The 17,681-nt window shown below is 71.4% G+C and carries 11 protein-coding genes; 2 read left to right on the forward strand and 9 right to left on the reverse strand.

The features are described 5' to 3' along the window. Nucleotides 1-313: 313 nt before the first annotated feature. The 9 genes from ACFV6I_RS13850 to eccD form a co-directional block, all read right to left on the reverse strand. Nucleotides 314-1,999 (reverse strand): ribonuclease J, encoded by a 1,686-nt coding sequence (locus ACFV6I_RS13850; RefSeq protein WP_380425243.1) that lies wholly within the window; start codon nucleotides 1,997-1,999, stop codon nucleotides 314-316. A gap of 171 nt (nucleotides 2,000-2,170) precedes the next feature. Then, on the reverse strand, nucleotides 2,171-3,070 hold the full coding sequence (dapA, locus tag ACFV6I_RS13855) for a 4-hydroxy-tetrahydrodipicolinate synthase (RefSeq protein WP_063347602.1): 900 nt from the start codon (nucleotides 3,068-3,070) through the stop codon (nucleotides 2,171-2,173). 228 nt (nucleotides 3,071-3,298) lie between these two features. Further along, nucleotides 3,299-4,030: an FAD-dependent thymidylate synthase gene (thyX, locus tag ACFV6I_RS13860; RefSeq protein WP_063347603.1), complete on the reverse strand. Its 732-nt coding sequence runs from the start codon at nucleotides 4,028-4,030 to the stop codon at nucleotides 3,299-3,301. Beyond that, nucleotides 4,027-4,485, reverse strand: coding sequence for a tetratricopeptide repeat protein (locus ACFV6I_RS13865; RefSeq protein ID WP_063347604.1), 459 nt, complete (start codon nucleotides 4,483-4,485; stop codon nucleotides 4,027-4,029). The genes thyX and ACFV6I_RS13865 overlap by 4 nt, the downstream gene beginning before the upstream one ends. Before the next feature lie 7 nt (nucleotides 4,486-4,492). Next, nucleotides 4,493-5,239 carry a 4-hydroxy-tetrahydrodipicolinate reductase gene (dapB, locus tag ACFV6I_RS13870; protein ID WP_063347605.1) on the reverse strand — a complete coding sequence of 249 codons (747 nt, stop codon included), beginning with the start codon at nucleotides 5,237-5,239 and terminating at the stop codon, nucleotides 4,493-4,495. 14 nt (nucleotides 5,240-5,253) lie between these two features. After that, nucleotides 5,254-6,606: a pitrilysin family protein gene (locus ACFV6I_RS13875; protein WP_350887436.1), complete on the reverse strand. Its 1,353-nt coding sequence runs from the start codon at nucleotides 6,604-6,606 to the stop codon at nucleotides 5,254-5,256. 114 nt (nucleotides 6,607-6,720) lie between these two features. Continuing rightward, nucleotides 6,721-8,928: a polyribonucleotide nucleotidyltransferase gene (locus tag ACFV6I_RS13880; protein WP_063347606.1), complete on the reverse strand. Its 2,208-nt coding sequence runs from the start codon at nucleotides 8,926-8,928 to the stop codon at nucleotides 6,721-6,723. 456 nt (nucleotides 8,929-9,384) lie between these two features. Beyond that, complete coding sequence (gene rpsO, locus ACFV6I_RS13885) at nucleotides 9,385-9,675, reverse strand: 30S ribosomal protein S15 (protein ID WP_063347607.1); 291 nt, start codon at nucleotides 9,673-9,675, stop codon at nucleotides 9,385-9,387. Between the two features lie 210 nt (nucleotides 9,676-9,885). Continuing rightward, entirely contained in the window at nucleotides 9,886-11,343 is a 1,458-nt protein-coding gene (gene eccD, locus ACFV6I_RS13890; protein WP_063347608.1) for a type VII secretion integral membrane protein EccD, read from the reverse strand. Nucleotides 11,344-11,710: 367 nt separating this feature from the next. On the opposite strand from eccD, the gene eccCa reads away from it, so the two are divergent. Both eccCa and ACFV6I_RS13900 read left to right on the forward strand, forming a co-directional pair. Further along, on the forward strand, nucleotides 11,711-15,655 hold the full coding sequence (gene eccCa / locus ACFV6I_RS13895; protein ID WP_380425245.1) for a type VII secretion protein EccCa: 3,945 nt from the start codon (nucleotides 11,711-11,713) through the stop codon (nucleotides 15,653-15,655). Nucleotides 15,656-16,136: 481 nt separating this feature from the next. Continuing rightward, nucleotides 16,137-17,543, forward strand: a complete 1,407-nt coding sequence (locus ACFV6I_RS13900) for an APC family permease (RefSeq protein ID WP_063347610.1) — start codon at nucleotides 16,137-16,139, stop codon at nucleotides 17,541-17,543. Nucleotides 17,544-17,681 lie beyond the last annotated feature (138 nt).

The raw sequence follows: 17,681 nt of genomic DNA on the forward strand, positions 1-17,681 counted from the left end.
TGACTTTTGGCACGCTGTTGAGTTCTCAAGGAACGGACACTTCCTTCGGACCGCCTTCCAGCGGGCCCTCCGGGCGCTTCGTTCTTTCGTGTTTCAAGCTTATCAGATGTTTTCCGCTCCGTTTTCCGGAGTTTCATTTACCTGAGTGGCTTTCGCCTTTCGGCGCTCCCGAACTCTATCAGAGTTTCTCGGGCCGTTTTCCGCGGTCATTCTCGAATTCGCATTCGAGAAACTTCCTGCGGGGCCGTCCCGTGGGGCAACCCGGAGAACATTACGCACCGGGCTGCCCCACGTCAAACCAGCCGCCGGAGGCTCAGACCTCGACGACGACCGGCAGGATCATCGGCCGGCGGCGGTAGTTGTCCGCCACCCACTTGCCGACGGTCCGGCGGACCAGCTGCTGGACCTGGCGGGGCTCCAGCACGCCGTCGCTCGCCGAGCGGTCCAGGGCCTCCTGGAGCTTGGCGGCGACCGGCACGAACGCGTTGTCATCGATGCCGGAGCCGCGGGCCTGGAAGGTCGGACCGCCCACGATCTTGCCGTTGGTCGAGTCGACCGCGACGAAGACCGAGATGAAGCCCTCCTCGCCGAGGATCCTGCGGTCCTTGAGCGAGGCCTCGGTGATGTCGCCGACCGAGGCGCCGTCCACGTAGACGTACCCGGCCTGCACCTTGCCGACGATCCGGGCGACGCCCTTCTCCAGGTCGACGCAGACGCCGTCCTCGGCGATGACCACGCGGTTGCGCGGAATGCCGGTGGCGATGCCCAGGTCGGCGGCGGCCCGCAGGTGGCGCCACTCGCCGTGGACCGGCATCAGGTTGCGCGGCTTGCAGATGTTGAAGAAGTACAGCAGCTCGCCGGCCGAGGCGTGGCCGGAGACGTGCACCTTGGCGTTGCCCTTGTGCACGACCTTGGCGCCCCAGCGGGTGAGGCCGTTGATCACCCGGTAGACGGCGTTCTCGTTGCCCGGGATGAGCGACGAGGCAAGGACGACGGTGTCGCCCTCGACGATGCGGATCTGGTGGTCGCGGTTGGCCATCCGGGACAGCGCCGCCATCGGCTCGCCCTGGGAGCCGGTGCAGATCAGCACGACGTCCTTGTCCGGCAGGTCGTCGAGCTGCTTGACGTCGACGACCATGTTGCCGGGGACCTTCAGGTAGCCGAGGTCGCGGGCGATGCCCATGTTGCGGACCATCGAGCGGCCGACGAAGGCGACCTTGCGCTTGTACTCGTGCGCGGCGTCCAGCACCTGCTGGATGCGGTGCACGTGGCTGGCGAAGGAGGCGACGATGATGCGCTTGTCGGCGTTCGCGAAGACGTTCCGCAGCGCGGCCGAGATGTCCCGCTCGGGCGGGATGAAGCCGGGGACCTCGGCGTTGGTGGAGTCCACCAGCAGCAGGTCCATGCCCTCTTCGGCCAGCTTGGCGAAGGTCGGCAGGTCGGTCAGGCGGCCGTCGAGCGGCAGCTGGTCCATCTTGAAGTCGCCGGTGGCCACGACCATGCCCGCGGGGGTGCGGACGGCGACCGCCAGGGCGTCCGGGATGGAGTGGTTGACCGCGATGAACTCGCAGTCGAAGGGGCCGATGCGCTCGCGCTCGCCCTCCTTGACCTCCAGCACGTACGGCCGGATGCGGTGCTCGGCGAGCTTGGCCTCGATCAGGGCGAGGGTGAGCTTGGAGCCGATCAGCGGGATGTCCGGGTTCTCCCGCAGGAGGAACGGGACGGCGCCGATGTGGTCCTCGTGCCCGTGGGTGAGGACGATGCCGTCGATCTTGTCGAGGCGGTCCCGGATGTAGGTGAAGTCCGGGAGGATCAGGTCCACGCCGGGCTGCTCGTCCTCGGGGAAGAGGACGCCGCAGTCGACGATCAGGATGCGGCCCCCGTATTCGAAGACCGTCATGTTGCGGCCGATCTCGCCGAGACCGCCGAGCGGGGTGATGCGGAGGGCGCCCTCCTTCAGGGCCGGGGGTGCGCCGAGTTCGGGGTGCGGGTGGCTCAAAAGACTCTCCTCACGACGCACGCCATATGCCCGGGGTCCTCCCCCTGAAGACATATGGCGTGCGTACTCAGTGTCGTTTTTCCTACTGGGTCGGTGCTCTCGCGCCGTCGGTCCGGTCCAGCGGCGGGCCCGTGAGGGTCCGGCGAGCCGGGGCGCGCACGTCTTCGTCTGTTACAGGTGTACCCCGCCGGCGGCGAGATCCTTCGTCAATCGTGCGATCTCCTCGGGAGTCGCGCCGACCAGCGGCAGCCGCAGCGGGCCGGCCGGCAGTCCCTGGAGCTCCAGCGCGGCCTTGGCGAGGATGACGCCCTGCGTGCGGAACATACCGCTGAACACCGGGAGCAGGCCCTGGTGGATCGCCGTGGCCTTGGCCACATCGCCGGCCAGGTACGCCTCGATCATCGCACGCAGTTCGCCGGCCACGACGTGTCCGACGACGCTGACCACTCCGGCGGCTCCGACCGACAGCAGCGGCAGGTTGAGGATGTCGTCGCCGGAGTACCAGGCGAGGTCGGAGCGGGCGATGGCCCAGGCGGCGGCGCCGAGGTCGCCCTTGGCGTCCTTGTTGGCGACGATCCGCGGGTGCTCGCCGAGGCGGACCAGCGTCTCGTGGCTCAGCGCGACGCCGCTGCGGCCCGGGATGTCGTAGAGCATGACCGGCAGCCCGGTGGTGTCCGCGATGTGCACGGTGTGCCGGTACAGGCCCTCCTGCGGGGGCTTGCTGTAGTACGGCGTGACGACCAGCAGGCCGTGGGCTCCGGCGGCCTCCGCCTGTCGCGCCAGCTCGGCACTGTGGTGGGTGTCGTTGGTGCCGACGCCGGCCACCACGTGGGCGCGATCCCCGACCGCCTCCACCACGGCGCGGACGAGCTGGGCCTTCTCGGCGTCACTGGTGGTCGGGGACTCACCGGTGGTGCCGTTGACGACGAGGCCGTCGTTGCCGGAGTCCACGAGGTGTGTGGCGAGGCGCTGGGCGCCGTCGAGGTCGAGTCCGCCGTCGGCGGTGAACGGGGTGACCATCGCGGTCAGGACCCGGCCGAACGGCGTCTGGGGGGTGGAGGTCGGAGCCATGCGTCCAAAGCTACTCGTAGGCGGTGGGGCGGTAACCACACCGGTCCAGTGTTCGGACAGGGGCATACCGTGCGAAGCGGCGGAAACAGGCGGTGACATGGGATTCCGGTGCTGCCCGCTCGGGGGTTCGGGCAGCACCGGAATCCGTGTTCATGAATGTAGGGAGCGGCTAGAAAAGCCGCAATCCAGACATGCGAGACACTCCGCCCATATGCCTATCGTCCCAGGTCAGGGAGCGACCCGGCCGTGCTTCTCGAAGGCCGCATGGGTGAGCGGCATGAGCCGCGCCCACTCCTGCTCCATCTGCTCGGCGACCATCTCGATCTCGCGCTGCGGGAAGGACGGCACCGCCGAGTGCTCCCGCTTGGTCCGCAGCGACAGGAAGTGCATCAGCGAACGGGAGTTGCAGGTCGCGTACATCGAGGAGAACAGGCCGACCGGCAGCACCGCGCGGGCCACCTCGCGGGCCACGCCGGCCGCCAGCATCTCCTGGTAGCGCGCGTAGGACTCGCGGTACGCGGCCTCCATCGCCTCGGTGGTGGTCCTGTGCTGCTCGGGGGTGCCGTCGACGAACTCGTAGCGGCCCGGGCGGCCCTGCTGGACGAGCTTGCGCTCCTCCGCCGGGACGTAGAAGACCGGCTGCAGCTCGCGGTAGCGGCCGGACTCCTCGTTGTAGGACCAGCCGCTGCGGTGCCGGTGGAACTCCCGGAACACGAAGATCGGCGCGCTGATGAAGAAGGTCATCGAGTTGTGCTCGAAGGGGGTGCCGTGCCGGTCCCGCATCAGGAAGTTGATCAGGCCCTTGGACTTCTCCGGGTCCTGCTGGACCGCCTCCAGGGACTGCTCCCCCGCGGTCGAGACGCGGGCCGCCCAGATGACGTCCGAGTCGGCGGCCGCGCTGCGGACCAGCTCGACCGTGACGTCGCTGCGGAAGCTGGGGGCCGTCGGTTCGTCGCTCACGCGTTACTCCTTGCGGGTTCGGTGCTGTGCAGCTTGATGGCGTGCTGCATGGTCTTGCGGGCGCGCGGGGTGTCGCCGGCGTCGGCGTACGCCACCGCGAGGCGGAACCAGACCCGCCAGTCGGCCGGCGCGGCCTCCGCCTCGGCCTGGCGGCGGGCGAACACCGCATCGGCCGAGGCCCGGTCGATCCGCCCGCCGGTGGTGCGCTGGAGCTCGTCCACCGGCAGGCCGCCCTCGGCCTCCAGCTCCCGGGCGAGCTGCTCGCTGGCCCGGCCGAACCGGACGGTCTGGCGCAGGAACCAGACGCCGATCACCGGGATGACGAAGGCGCACAGGCCGATGCCGATGCCGAGCGGCTTGCCGGTGGCGACCAGCTGGACGCCCTCCCCGACGCAGAGGAGGGCGACCAGCAGCAGCACGCCGGACAGGACGAAGAATCCGGTACGGGACGTCATGCCGGGCTCACAGGTCCAGGAAGTGTTCGAGGCCCAGGGTGAGCCCCGGCGTCTCCACGACCTTGCGCACACCGAGCAGGATGCCCGGCATGAAGCTGCTGTGGTGCAGCGAGTCGTGCCGGATGGTGAGCGTCTCACCGGTGTCGCCGAACATCACCTGCTGGTGGGCGAGCAGCCCGCGCAGCCGGACGGCGTGCACCGGCACCCCGTCCACGTCGGCGCCGCGCGCGCCGGGCAGGCTGTGGGTGGTCGGGTCCTGCTGCTGCGGGCGGCCGGCCTCGGCGCGGGCGGCCGCGATCAGCTGTGCGGTGCGGGTGGCGGTGCCGCTGGGGGCGTCGGCCTTGCGGTCGTGGTGCAGCTCGACCACCTCGACCGACTCGAAGTACTTCGCCGCGGTCTGCGCGAACTTCATGCCGAGCACCGCGCCGATGGAGAAGTTCGGCGCGATCAGCAGGCCCAGCTCGGGGGCCTGGTCGAGCCAGCCGCGGACGGTGGCCAGCCGCTCGTCCGTCCAGCCGGTGGTCCCGGTGACCACGTGGATGCCGTGGTGCAGGCAGTAGTCGAGGTTGCCCATCACCGAGTCCGGGTGGGTGAGTTCGACGGCGACCTGGACGCCGGCCTCGGTCAGCTCCGCCGGCTCGGACCCGCGGCCCAGGGTGGCCACCAGTTCGAGGTCCGGTGCGGCCTCGACGGCCTTGACCGCCTCGGAGCCGATCCGGCCGTTGGCACCGATCACGGCGACACGCAGCGTCATAGCGAAATGTCCTCTCACACCAGCAGATCGGCGAGCTTGGCGGCCCGCTTGTCGTTGACCGGTCCGATCAGCGCCAGCGACGGCCGGTACGCGCCCAGCACATCACGGGCCACCGCGTGGACGTCGTCCAGGGTCACGGCCGCGATCCGCGCCAGCATCTCGTCCACCGACAGGTGGTGTCCGTAGCTCAGCTCGGCCTTGCCGATCCGGTTCATCAGCGAGCCGGTGTCCTCCATGCCCAGCACGGTGGAGCCGGAGATCTGGCCGATCGCGCGCCGCAGCTCCTCCTCCGTGATGCCCTCGGCGACCACCTTGGCCAGCTCCGCGCGACAGATCCGCAGCACCTCCTCGACCCGCTTGGGCTGGCAGCCGGCGTAGATGCCGAACAGACCGCTGTCCGCGTAGGACGAGGAGTACGAGTACACCGAGTACGCCAGGCCGCGCTTCTCCCGCACCTCCTGGAACAGCCGGGAGCTCATCCCGCCGCCGAGGGCCGCGTTGAGCACGCCCATCGCCCAGCGGCGCTCGTCGTGCCGCGGCACCCCGGGCACGCCCAGCACCAGGTGGGCCTGCTCGGTGGAGCGGTTGAGCACCTCGACCCGGCCGGCCGTGCGCAGCGCCTTGACGCCGCGGCGGGCCTCGGCGGGGGCCGCGTCGGAGCGGGCCAGCACCGCCGCGAAGGCCTGCTCGACCTGCTTGACCACCGTGTGGTGGTCGAGGTTGCCGGCGGCCGAGACGACCAGGTTCTCGGGCCGGTAGCGGCGGCGGTAGAAGCCGGCGATCTGCTCCCGGGTGAGCACCTTGATGGTCTCCTGGGTGCCCAGGATGGGGCGGCCGAGCGGGCCGCTGCCGAAGATCACCTTGGCGAACAGGTCGTGCACCACGTCGCCCGGGTCGTCCTCGGCCATCGCCATCTCCTCGAGGATGACGCCGCGCTCGGCGTCGACGTCCTCGGAGCGGATCAGCGAGCCGGTGACCATGTCGCAGACCACGTCGATGGCCAGCGGCAGGTCGGTGTCCAGGACCCGGGCGTAGTAGCAGGTGTTCTCCTTCGCGGTGAAGGCGTTCATCTCACCGCCGACCGCGTCCAGGGCAGCCGAGATGTCCAGCGCGCTGCGCCGCGCGGTGCCCTTGAAGAGCAGGTGCTCCAGGTAGTGGGTGGCGCCGTTGAGCTGCGGGGTCTCGTCCCGCGAGCCGACGCCGACCCAGATGCCGAAGGTGGCGGAGCGCACCGTCGGCAGGGTCTCGGTGACGACCCGAAGGCCGCCGGGGAGGACGGTGCGGCGCACCGTGCCGGCGCCGTCCGCGCCCTTGAGCAGGGTCCGGGTGGAGCCGGGGCGCTGCTTCGCCGCCGGGGCCTGAGCCACGGGGGGTACCTCCAGAGGAAACACGCGTGGGAACGCTTGGACGAACGCGGGGGCAACAGGGTGCGGCCCGCACGCCGGGAGGCGTACGGGCCGCAAGGGTCAGCTAGCGGCGCTTCACTCGGAAGCGGTCTCGCCGGCTTCCTCGCCCTCGACGACGGGGATGAGGGAGAGCTTGCCGCGCGGGTCGATCTCGGCGATCTCGACCTGCACCTTGGCGCCGACACCGAGGACGTCCTCGACGTTCTCGACGCGCTTGCCGCCGGCCAGCTTGCGGATCTGCGAGATGTGCAGCAGGCCGTCCTTGCCCGGCATGAGCGAGACGAACGCGCCGAACGTCGTGGTCTTCACCACGGTGCCCAGGTAGCGCTCGCCGACCTCCGGCATGGTCGGGTTGGCGATCTGGTTGATCGTGGTGCGGGCGGCCTCGGCGGCCGGTCCGTCGGCGGCACCGATGTAGATGGTGCCGTCGTCCTCGATCGTGATCTCGGCGCCGGTGTCCTCCTGGATCTGGTTGATCATCTTGCCCTTGGGGCCGATGACCTCACCGATCTTGTCCACCGGGATCTTGATGGTGATGATCCGCGGGGCGTTCGGGGACATCTCGTCCGGCGTGTCGATGGCCTCGTTCATCACGTCGAGGATGTGCAGACGCGCGTCCTTGGCCTGCTTCAGCGCGGCGGCCAGCACCGACGCCGGGATGCCGTTGAGCTTGGTGTCCAGCTGCAGGGCGGTGATGAAGTTGCGGGTACCGGCGACCTTGAAGTCCATGTCGCCGTACGCGTCCTCGGCACCGAGGATGTCGGTCAGCGCGACGTAGTGGGTCTCACCGTCGATCTCCTGGGAGATCAGGCCCATGGCGATACCGGCGACGGCGGCCTTCAGCGGCACACCGGCGTTCAGCAGCGACATGGTGGAGGCGCAGACCGAGCCCATCGAGGTGGAGCCGTTGGAGCTCAGCGCCTCGGAGACCTGGCGGATGGCGTACGGGAAGTCCTCACGCGAGGGCAGCACGGGGATGATCGCCCGCTCCGCCAGCGCGCCGTGGCCGATCTCGCGGCGCTTGGGCGCACCCACGCGGCCGGTCTCGCCGACCGAGTACGGCGGGAAGTTGTAGTTGTGCATGTAGCGGCGACGCGTCTCCGGGGAGAGCGTGTCCAGCTGCTGCTCCATGCGCAGCATGTTGAGGGTGGTGACGCCCAGGATCTGGGTCTCGCCACGCTCGAACAGGGCCGAGCCGTGCACGCGCGGGATGGCCTCGACCTCGGCGGCCAGGGTGCGGATGTCGGTGACACCGCGGCCGTCGATGCGGACCTTGTCCTTGATGACGCGCTCGCGGACGACCTTCTTGGTCAGCGCGTTGTAGGCGGCGCTGATCTCCTTCTCGCGGCCCTCGAACTCGGGGAGCAGCTTCTCGGCGGCCAGCGCCTTGACGCGGTCCAGCTCGTTGTTGCGCTCCTGCTTGCCCGGGATGGTGAGGGCCTGGGCGAGCTCGTCCTTGACGGCGGCGGTCAGCGCGGCGAGGACGTCGTCCTGGTAGTCCAGGAAGACCGGGAACACGCCGGTCGGCTTGGCGGCCTGGGCGGCGAGCTGCGACTGGGCGGCGCACAGCACCTTGATGAACGGCTTGGCGGCGTCCAGACCGGCGGCGACGACGTCCTCGGTCGGCGCCTCGGCGCCGCCCTCGACCAGCTTGATGGTCTTGTCGGTGGCCTCGGCCTCGACCATCATGATCGCGACGTCGCCGTCCGGCAGGACGCGACCGGCGACGACCATGTCGAAGACGGCCGACTCCAGCTCGCTGTGGGTCGGGAAGGCCACCCACTGGCCGTTGATCAGCGCGACGCGGACGCCGCCGATCGGGCCGGAGAACGGCAGGCCCGCCAGCTGGGTGGACGCGGAGGCGGCGTTGATGGCCACCACGTCGTACAGGTGGTCGGGGTTGAGCGCCATGACGGTGCAGACGACCTGGACCTCGTTGCGCAGGCCCTTGACGAAGGACGGGCGCAGCGGGCGGTCGATCAGGCGGCAGGTGAGGATCGCGTCCTCGGAGGGCCGGCCCTCACGACGGAAGAACGAGCCGGGGATGCGGCCCGCGGCGTACATGCGCTCCTCGACGTCCACGGTCAGCGGGAAGAAGTCGAAGTGCTCCTTCGGCTGCTTGGACGCGCTGGTGGCCGACAGCACCATGGTGTCGTCGTCCAGGTAGGCCACGGCGGAGCCGGCGGCCTGACGGGCCAGACGGCCGGTCTCGAAGCGGATGGTACGGGTGCCGAAGGAACCGTTGTCGATCACGGCCTCGGCGTAGAACACGTTCTCTTCCACCTGGAAGATCTCCTCTTTCGTACGTCTCCGGGAGAGCGTCCCCGCGCTGCCTGCCGGCTGGCCCTGGCCCTCCTGGCAAGGAGGACGGCAGTCGGGCCGGTCTTCGATCGAAGCCTCCGGGGTGCTCCGCTCGGTCTGCGGGGCTTCCGGGGGCCACTACCGAGGACCGGCGCCTCACGGCTGCCGGGCCGGGACGGGCGGTCCGCGTCTGGACGCTCTCTCGGATGCGGGCGGCTTCCGTTTGAAGCCTTCGGCCCGCGGGGGGTTCGGGTTCGTCTGCCCGGGTGGCGCGCTGGTGCGCCATCACCGGGCATGCCCACAACCCTACGGTGCAATCCTCGGCCACCTGGGGAGGTACGCGCGAGTTGTTATGTCCGGGCGCCGCGGCTCGGGGTGTCCGCGGCATACGCGCGAGGGGCGGCTCCCCGGTGTGGGGAGCCGCCCCGAGCGGCGGTCTTAGCGGGCGCCACCGGCGGCACCGCGGCGGATGCCCAGGCGGTCGACGAGCGTACGGAAGCGCTCGATGTCCTTCTTGGCCAGGTACTGCAGCAGGCGGCGGCGCTGGCCGACCAGGATCAGCAGGCCACGACGCGAGTGGTGGTCGTGCTTGTGGGTCTTGAGGTGCTCGGTCAGGTCCGCGATGCGACGGGAGAGCATGGCCACCTGGACCTCGGGGGATCCGGTGTCGCCCTCCTTCTGGCCGAACTCGGCGAAGATCTGCTTCTTGACGTCAGAGGCGAGAGCCACTGCAACTCCTTCAGGGTGTACCGAGCGGTCCTGGTCGACAACACAGGACTGATGAGGACTCGGTGTCGTGACGGAGCGCGGCCGGCGGTCTGCGACCCACCGGAGGCGGACACACGGCTGCGCTCGAAGGCCAAGGGTACCAGTGCCGCCCACCCGGCCGGTCGGCGGGCCGGACGGGCCGAACGGGGCGGGCGGCGCGGGCCGGGCCGGTCAGCTGGTGGCGCCGCGGACCAGCCGGTAGACGTCCAGGACGGCGAGCGCCAGCGGGACGAGGGAGATCAGGGTCAGGCTGTCGACCAGGTCCAGGATGCGCCCCCAGAACGGGGAGACGCCGAGCCGGGGCACCACCAGCGCGATCGCGGCGAGCAGCGCCGCGCCGAACGCGATGGAGGCCGCCAGCCAGACGGTGCGCAGGTCGACCTCGGTGGAGCTGGCGGCGCGCAGGATGAACTGCGGGGTGTGCAGGGACAGGCCGATGATCAGCAGGGCCAGGCCGAGCAGCCCGGCGATGGTGAGGCTGAAGACCTGCGCGGTGTAGCGGAACAGCCGGGCGCGCAGCATCGTGGCCAGGCCCAGGGCGAGCGCGAGCAGCTCGGGGAACGTCCGGTCGGTGAAGCCGAGGACGGCGCAGGAGCCGACCACGACCGCGGCGCAGCCGCCGACCAGGCCGACCAGGACCTCGTGGCCGCGGCGGGCCTGGTGGGCGATCCGCTCGTACTGGACGGCCTCGGCGCGCTCGGCCTCCTCGTCGTAGTCGCGGCTGCGGGTGCGGGTCTGGCCCGGGGCGCTGAAGCCGACGGGCAGCCGGGCGAAGCGGGCGGAGAGGCCGGGCAGGAAGCCGACGGCCGCGACGGCGGTGATGCCGGTGACGGCGGCGATGTGCCCGGCCGGGGTGTCCGGCAGCAGGACGGCGGCGAAGGTGGCGAGCGCCCCGGCGGCCGCGACCAGGGCGGCGGCGACGAACACCGCGTCCTTCTCGGGAAGCAGTCCGACCAGCAGCACGGCGACCACCAGGGCGGCGACGCAGCCGGCCAGGAACTGGAGCCGGCCGGGGCCGTCCCACGGGTGGGCGACGGCGAGGACGCCGCTGCCGCCGATCATGGCGTGCGGCAGGGCGCCGAGGCCGAGCGCGAGCGCGGCGTGGGCGTCCTGGTAGACCCGGGCGCGGACGCCGGCCAGCGCGGTGAGGACGACGGCGGTGACGCCGGCCAGGACGCCGGGCAGGCCGTGCATGTCGTGGCGCAGGTCGGCGAACCAGAGCGCGAAGCCGAGCAGGACGAGCAGCAGTGCGGCGCCGATCAGGCCGAAGGCCCGCATGAGTTCGGCGCTCCAGAGCCGGCGGTCGGTCTCGACGGCGCTGGCGATCGCGTCGGCGACGTCGTCGTAGACGGCCGGCGGGAGGGACTCGGCGAAGGGGCGCAGCGCGAGCAGGTCGCCGTCGCGGACCTGCTGGGCGGCGAGCGGCAGGCCGCTGTCGAGGACGGTGCCGTCGCGGCGCACCAGGTGGAAGCCGGTGGGCGCGCCGTCGGGCCGGCTCTGGTTGGCCAGGCGCAGCACCTCGGGGTAGACGTCCGCGAGCGGGACGTCCTCGGGCAGGGCGACGTCGATCCGGCGGTCCGGGGCGACGACGGTGACCCGGCAGTAGCCGGTCGCGGCGGCGTTGCTCATCGCCGCACCTCGGTCCTTCGACGCACTGGGCGCTCCCCCTTGTTGACGGTGCCGCGGCACGGCGGCGCTCGATGTGGCAATGGAACCGGCCCGACCGGGCCGCGAGTTGGCGCGGCGTTACCCTACCCGCTCGGTTCGTGCCCGGCCCCGGTGCGGGCCGGGCCCCCGGCGGGGGGTGCGGACGCGGGCCTGGCGGGCGGTGCGGGGGCGACCGTTAGGATCGGCCCCTGCGCGCGGTACGGGGGGCGGCGCCGTATGGTGCGTCCTCGCCCTGGTGAATCCCGTACGAGCCGTACGAGCCGTACGAGTCCAGTTGCGTGAGGGCTGATGCCGAAGTGATCGATCGACGCCGCGGGGTGGATGACACATGGGTGTGATCACGGTCAAGCGCCCGGGCAGGGCCTATCCGCCGGCGGTGCCGGACGAGCCGGTGGAGCTGGTGACCCCGCCCGAACTGCCCCGGCAGGGCGGCGAGGACTGGCTGATGAGCATCCTTCCGATGCTCGGCATGGGCGGCTCGGCGGTGTTCTTCTTCGCGCCGGGCGCGGCGGCCCCGATGAAGATCATGGGCGGTCTGATGGTCGCCTCGACGGTCGGCATGGTGCTGGCGCAGATCATGCGGGCCCGCAGGGGCGGTTCGACCGCGATGGCGGACGAGCGGCGCGACTACCTCAAGTACCTGCAGCAGATGCGCCGCCAGGTGCGCCGCACGGCGGAGCGCCAGCGCGGCGCGCTGCTGTTCCTGAACCCGGCGCCGGACCAGCTGTGGTCGATCGTGGCGGACGGCCGGCGGCTGTGGGAGCGCCGCACCGGGGACGGCGACTTCGCGCAGATCCGGGTGGGCCTGGGCCCGGTGCAGCTGTCGACGCCGCTGGTGGCGCCGCAGACCGCGCCGATGGACGAGCTGGAGCCGCTGTCGGCGGCCGCGATGCACTCCTTCCTGAAGGCCCACGGCACCTTGCAGGACCTGCCGCTGGCGGTGTCGCTGCGCGCCTTCTACCACGTCACGGTGTGCGGGGACGCGGACTCGGTGTACGGCAACGTGCGCGCGATGATCGCCCAGCTGACCACCCTGCACTCGCCGGACGACCTGCTGGTCGCGGTGGCCGCGGCGCCGGGCGCGGCGGAGGAGTGGGAGTGGACCAAGTGGCTCCCGCACAACCAGCACCGCAAGGAGGCCGACGGCGCGGGCTCGCGCCGGCTGATCGCCACCGACCTGGGCGAGCTGGAGTTCCTGTTGCAGGACGAGCTGGCCGGCCGCCAGCGGTTCGTGCGGGACGCGGCGCCCGCGCCGGACCAGCCGCACCTGGTGGTGGTGATGGACGGCGCCGGGGTGCCGCCGAACTCGCTGCTGGCGAGCCCCGAGGGCGTGCAGGGGGTGACCGTCATCGAGGTGGTGCCGGGCGACCTGGACGAGCCGAGCGGGCACCTGATGGTGACGGTGAGCCCGCAGGAGCTGGTGCTGCGCTCGGCCTCCGGGGCGACGTACACCGGCACGCCGGACCTGCTCTCGGTCTGGCAGTGCGAGGCACTGGCACGGCAGTTGGCGCCGTACCGGCTCTCGGCCGGCGGGGACGACGAGCCGCTGCTGTCGAACCTGGACTTCACCGACCTGATGAACTCGGGCGACCCGGGCTCCTTCGACGTGACGCGCAGCTGGCGTCCGCGCGCCCAGCACGAGCGGATGCGGGTGCCGATCGGGGTCGGCGCGAACGGCGAGCACGTCTACCTGGACATCAAGGAGGCCGCGCTGGAGGGCATGGGCCCGCACGGCCTGTGCGTGGGCGCGACCGGCTCCGGCAAGTCGGAGCTGCTGCGCACCCTGGTGCTGGCGCTGGCGATGACGCACTCCTCGGAGATCCTGAACTTCGTCCTCGCCGACTTCAAGGGCGGCGCGACCTTCTCCGGCATGGCGGACATGCCGCACACCTCCGCGGTGATCACCAACCTGGAGGGCGAACTCACCCTGGTCGACCGCATGCGCGACGCGATCGAGGGTGAACTGCACCGCCGCCAGGAGCTGCTGCGCTCGGCGGGCAACTACGCCAACATCCACGAGTACGAGCGGGCCCGGGCGGCCGGCGCGGCGCTGGACCCGCTGCCCTCGCTGGTGCTGATCATCGACGAGTTCTCCGAACTGCTCACCGCCAAGCCGGACTTCATCGAGATGTTCATCCAGATCGGCCGGATCGGCCGGTCGCTGGGGGTGCACCTGCTGCTGGCGTCGCAGCGTCTGGAGGAGGGCAAGCTGCGCGGCCTGGACACCTATCTCTCCTACCGGATCGGTCTGCGCACCTTCTCGGCGGCCGAGTCGCGGGCGGCGATCGGGGTGCCGGACGCCTACCACCTGCCGCCGGTGCCGGGCGTCGGGTACCTCAAGTTCGGCGAGGACGTGATGGACCGGTTCAAGGCCGCGTACGTCTCGGGGCCCTACCGGGCGCCGGGGCAGCAGCGGTCGACCGGCGGGCGGCGGGTGAACGCCCGCCCGGTGCTGTTCACCGCGGCCCGGGTGGAGCCGCCGGAGCCGGCGGTGGAGGAGGAGGCGCCGCTCGCCCCGGAGCAGGACGACGCGCTGGTCGACACCGTGCTGGACGTGTTCGTGCAGCGGATGACGGGCCAGGGCCCGGCCGCGCACCAGGTGTGGCTGCCGCCGCTGGAGGAGGCGCCGAGCATGGACCACCTGCTGCCGCCGCTCCAGGTGGTGCCGGAGCGCGGGCTGACCGCGCCCGGCTTCCCGGCGGGCCGGCTGCGGGTGCCGATCGGCATCGTGGACAAGCCGCGCGAGCAGAAGACCGACGTCCTGGAGGTCGACTACGCGGGGGCGGCCGGCCACGGCCTGGTCGTGGGCGGCCCGCGCTCGGGCAAGTCGACGGTGGTGCGCACCACGGTGGCCTCGTTCGCGCTCACCCACACCCCGCGGGAGGTGCAGTTCTACCTGCTGGACTTCGGCGCGGGCAGCTTCCAGTCACTGGCCGGGCTGCCGCACGTCGGCGGGGTGGCCGGGCGCCTGGACGTCGACAAGGTGCGCCGGATGGTCTCCGAGGTGCACGGGGTGCTGAACCGGCGCGAGGAGCTGTTCCGGGCCGCCGGGATCGACACCATCGGCACCTACCGGGCCCGCCGGGCGGCCGGGCAGCTGCCGGACGAGGCGTTCGGCGACGTGTTCCTGGTGATCGACGGCTGGAACACCTTCAAGCAGGAGTTCGAGGTGCTGGAGGCGGTGATCGGCGACATCGCCCAGCGCGGCCTCGGCTACGGCGTCCACCTGGTCATCACCGCGGCCCGGTACGCCGAGGTGCGCCCGGCACTGAAGGACCTGCTGCAGAACCGGACCGAGCTGAAGCTCGGCGACCCGATGGAGTCCGAGGTGGACCGCCGGGTGGCGCAGAACGTCCCGTCGCTGGCCGGGCGCGGCATCACCCCGGAGCGGCTGCACTTCCTGTCCGGCCTGCCGCGGCTGGACGGCTCCTGCGCGGTGGACGACCTCCAGCACGGGGTGGCCGGCCTGGTCGCCGCCGTCGACGGGGCCTGGAGCGGCCCGCGCGCGCCGCAGGTGCGGATGCTGCCGGCCGTCCTGGACGGGAACTCGCTGCCGAAGGGCTCCGAGCGCCCGGAGCGCGGGATCGCCTTCGGCGTGGACGAGGCCGAGCTGGCACCGGCCTTCGTGAACTTCGAGACCGACCCGCTGTTCATCGTCTTCGGCGATACCGAGTCGGGGAAGTCGGCGCTGCTGCGGATGCTGATCAAGCAGATCACCGAGCGGTACACCCCGGACCAGGCGGGCATCGTGGTCGGCGACTACCGGCGCGCGCTGCTGGGCACCGTGCCGCCGGAGTACCTGGTGGAGTACGCGGCCGCGCAGCCGGCCATGGCGGCCATCGTGGACATGCTGCGCGGGGCCTGCGCGCGCCGCCTGCCCGGCCCGGACGTCACCGCCGAGCAGCTGCGCAACCGCAGCTGGTACAGCGGCAAGGACATGTTCGTGGTCGTGGACGACTACGAGCTGGTCGCGACGAGCTCGGGCAACCCGCTGGCGCCGCTGGCGGAGTTCCTGCCGTTCGCCCGGGACATCGGCCTGCGGGTGATCGTGGCCCGCAGCGCGGGCGGCGCCGGCCGCTCGCTGTACGAGCCGGTGCTGCAGCGGATGCGCGAGCTGGGCGGGCAGGGCGTGATCCTCTCCGGCAACCGGGACGAGGGCGCGCTGCTGGGGACGGTCAAGCCGATGCCGCTGCCGCCGGGGCGCGGGGTGTACGTGTCGCGCCGGGCGACCGGTGGGCAGATGGTCCAGACGGGCTGGCTGCCGCTGGTGTGAAGGCGCCGGCGCACCGCGCCGGCGGCTACGGACAGTGATCGAGGGGTCGGGCTCGCGGGAGCCCGGCCCCCTTCGCGTCCCAGGTGTCGAAACGTTACCTAGATCTTTCCGGGGCGGGGCTGCGGTTCCCGCACCCCGTCCGGGGGTTGCGGCCGCGCAAAGGGGCGCCTGGGCGTATCGCCGTCCGACTCCACGGACACCTTTGAAAGGCGGCTTGCAACACTCTGTTCACCTTGGATTCAGTTGTAATGTGGCAGAGGTAACAAGTCGGGCAAAGCTCGCAATGACCGTACGTGATCATCGGATCGCATGTCCATACCCTTCCGCGCAACGGATTCCGAAGCATTTCGGCCATTGACGCAATCAATACGCCCAGGTTCCATTGCGACCCAGGAGCGACCCCACCAGAACCCGAGCAGACAGCCAGCGGAGGCGATACCGCTCCCACCCACAGGACCGAACAGAGCCGATCGGAAGCCACATGACCGACACGCTTCGCCCGCCACGCGCCGCGACCCCCGCGACGGCCGACACCGCCGCCGCGCCCCAGCAACTCAAGCGCTCGATCGGCGTGGTGGGCGGCACCCTGCTCACACTGTCCTGCGTCACCCCGGCCTCCACGCTCTTCGTGATCGTCCCGGAGCTGTTCTCCAGCATCGGCAGCGCCACCGCCCTGGCCATCGCCATCGGCACCGTGCTGTGCGTCGCCGTCGCGTTCTGTTACTCCGAGCTCGGCACCCTGATCCCCAGCGCCGGCGGCGAGTACGCGATGGTCGGCACCCTCGCCGGGCGGCTGGCCGGCTGGCTGGTCTTCGTGCTCTCGCTGATCGTGGTGATGATCGTCCCCTCGGTCATCGCCCTCGGCACCGCCGACTACCTCGCCCCCGTGCTGCACCTCGACAAGGCCATGACCGGCGCCGCCGTGATGCTCGCCGCCACCCTGGCCGGCCTGCTCGACCTGCGCGCCAACGCCTGGATCACCGGCGTCTTCCTGGTCCTGGAGGTCATCGCGGCCGGCGTCGTCTCGGTCCTCGGGTTCTCCCACGCCAACGCCGACGCCCCCAGCCTGCTGCACGGCGTGGTCACCGGGGACGGCGGCGCCACCACCACGGTGAGCATCGGCGCCATCGTCGGCGCGCTCGGCATCGCCCTGTTCATCACCCAGGGCTTCTCCACCGCCGTCTACCTCTCCGAGGAGCTGGAGAACCCCCGCCGCAACGTCTCGCGCACCGTGCTGTGGACGCTCGGCATCTCCTCCGCCGTCATCCTGGTCCCGGTCGTCGCCATCACCATGGGCGCCCCCGACCTGCAGACCCTGAGCTCCGGCGACATCTCCGGCATGGTCACCGCCTGGAGCAACTCCGCGGTCGGCACCTTCATCAGCCTCTGCGTCGCGCTGGCGATCATCAACGCCGGCATCGTCATGGTCATCCAGAACTCCCGGGTCCTGTTCGCCTCCGCCCGCGACAAGGCCTGGCCCGAGCCGGTCAACAAGGCCTTCGGCACCCTCGGCCGGTTCGGCTCCCCGTGGGTCGCCACCCTGGCCGTCGGCCTGCCCGGCGCCGCGCTCTGCTTCGTCAAGGGCGCGCTGCTCAGCAACATCACCGGCGTCGCCGTCACCGGGATGTACCTGCTGGTCGCGATCGCCGCGCTGCTCTCCCGCCGCGCCCACCACAAGCACGCCGCCGCCTGGCGGATGCCGCTGTGGCCGGCCGTCCCGGTGGTGCTGATCGCCGTCCTCGTCTACGTGATGACCCAGCTGGACACCGAACCCCTGCTGTGGACCGGCGGCATCACCGCCGCCGCCACCCTCTACTGGCTGTTCTACCTGCGCCCCCGCCAGGACACCCGCTGGGTGATCAGCCTCCCCGAGGACCAGCAGCCCTGACCCCCACCCCTCCCCCACACGGCAGTGCCCCGGGCTCCCCCCCCCCCCCGGGCCCGCCCCGCGCCCGCACCGCTGGAGACCGCGCACACAAACCCGCGCGGGGGGGGGGGCGGACGCTGGGGGGGGGGTCGGGCCGCG

It is taken from the genome of Kitasatospora sp. NPDC059803 (assembly GCF_042732255.1).
Taxonomy (GTDB): domain Bacteria; phylum Actinomycetota; class Actinomycetes; order Streptomycetales; family Streptomycetaceae; genus Kitasatospora.

Excerpts from the sequence above, each read along its gene's own strand:
- eccCa (WP_380425245.1), top strand. The coding sequence starts at position 11,711 with ATGGGTGTGATCACGGTCAAGCGCCCGGGCAGGGCCTATCCGCCGGCG.
- ACFV6I_RS13900 (WP_063347610.1), top strand. The coding sequence starts at position 16,137 with ATGACCGACACGCTTCGCCCGCCACGCGCCGCGACCCCCGCGACGGCC.
- ACFV6I_RS13865 (WP_063347604.1), bottom strand. The coding sequence starts at position 4,485 with ATGACGTCCCGTACCGGATTCTTCGTCCTGTCCGGCGTGCTGCTGCTG.
- eccD (WP_063347608.1), bottom strand. The coding sequence starts at position 11,343 with ATGAGCAACGCCGCCGCGACCGGCTACTGCCGGGTCACCGTCGTCGCC.
- dapB (WP_063347605.1), bottom strand. The coding sequence starts at position 5,239 with ATGACGCTGCGTGTCGCCGTGATCGGTGCCAACGGCCGGATCGGCTCC.
- dapA (WP_063347602.1), bottom strand. The coding sequence starts at position 3,070 with ATGGCTCCGACCTCCACCCCCCAGACGCCGTTCGGCCGGGTCCTGACC.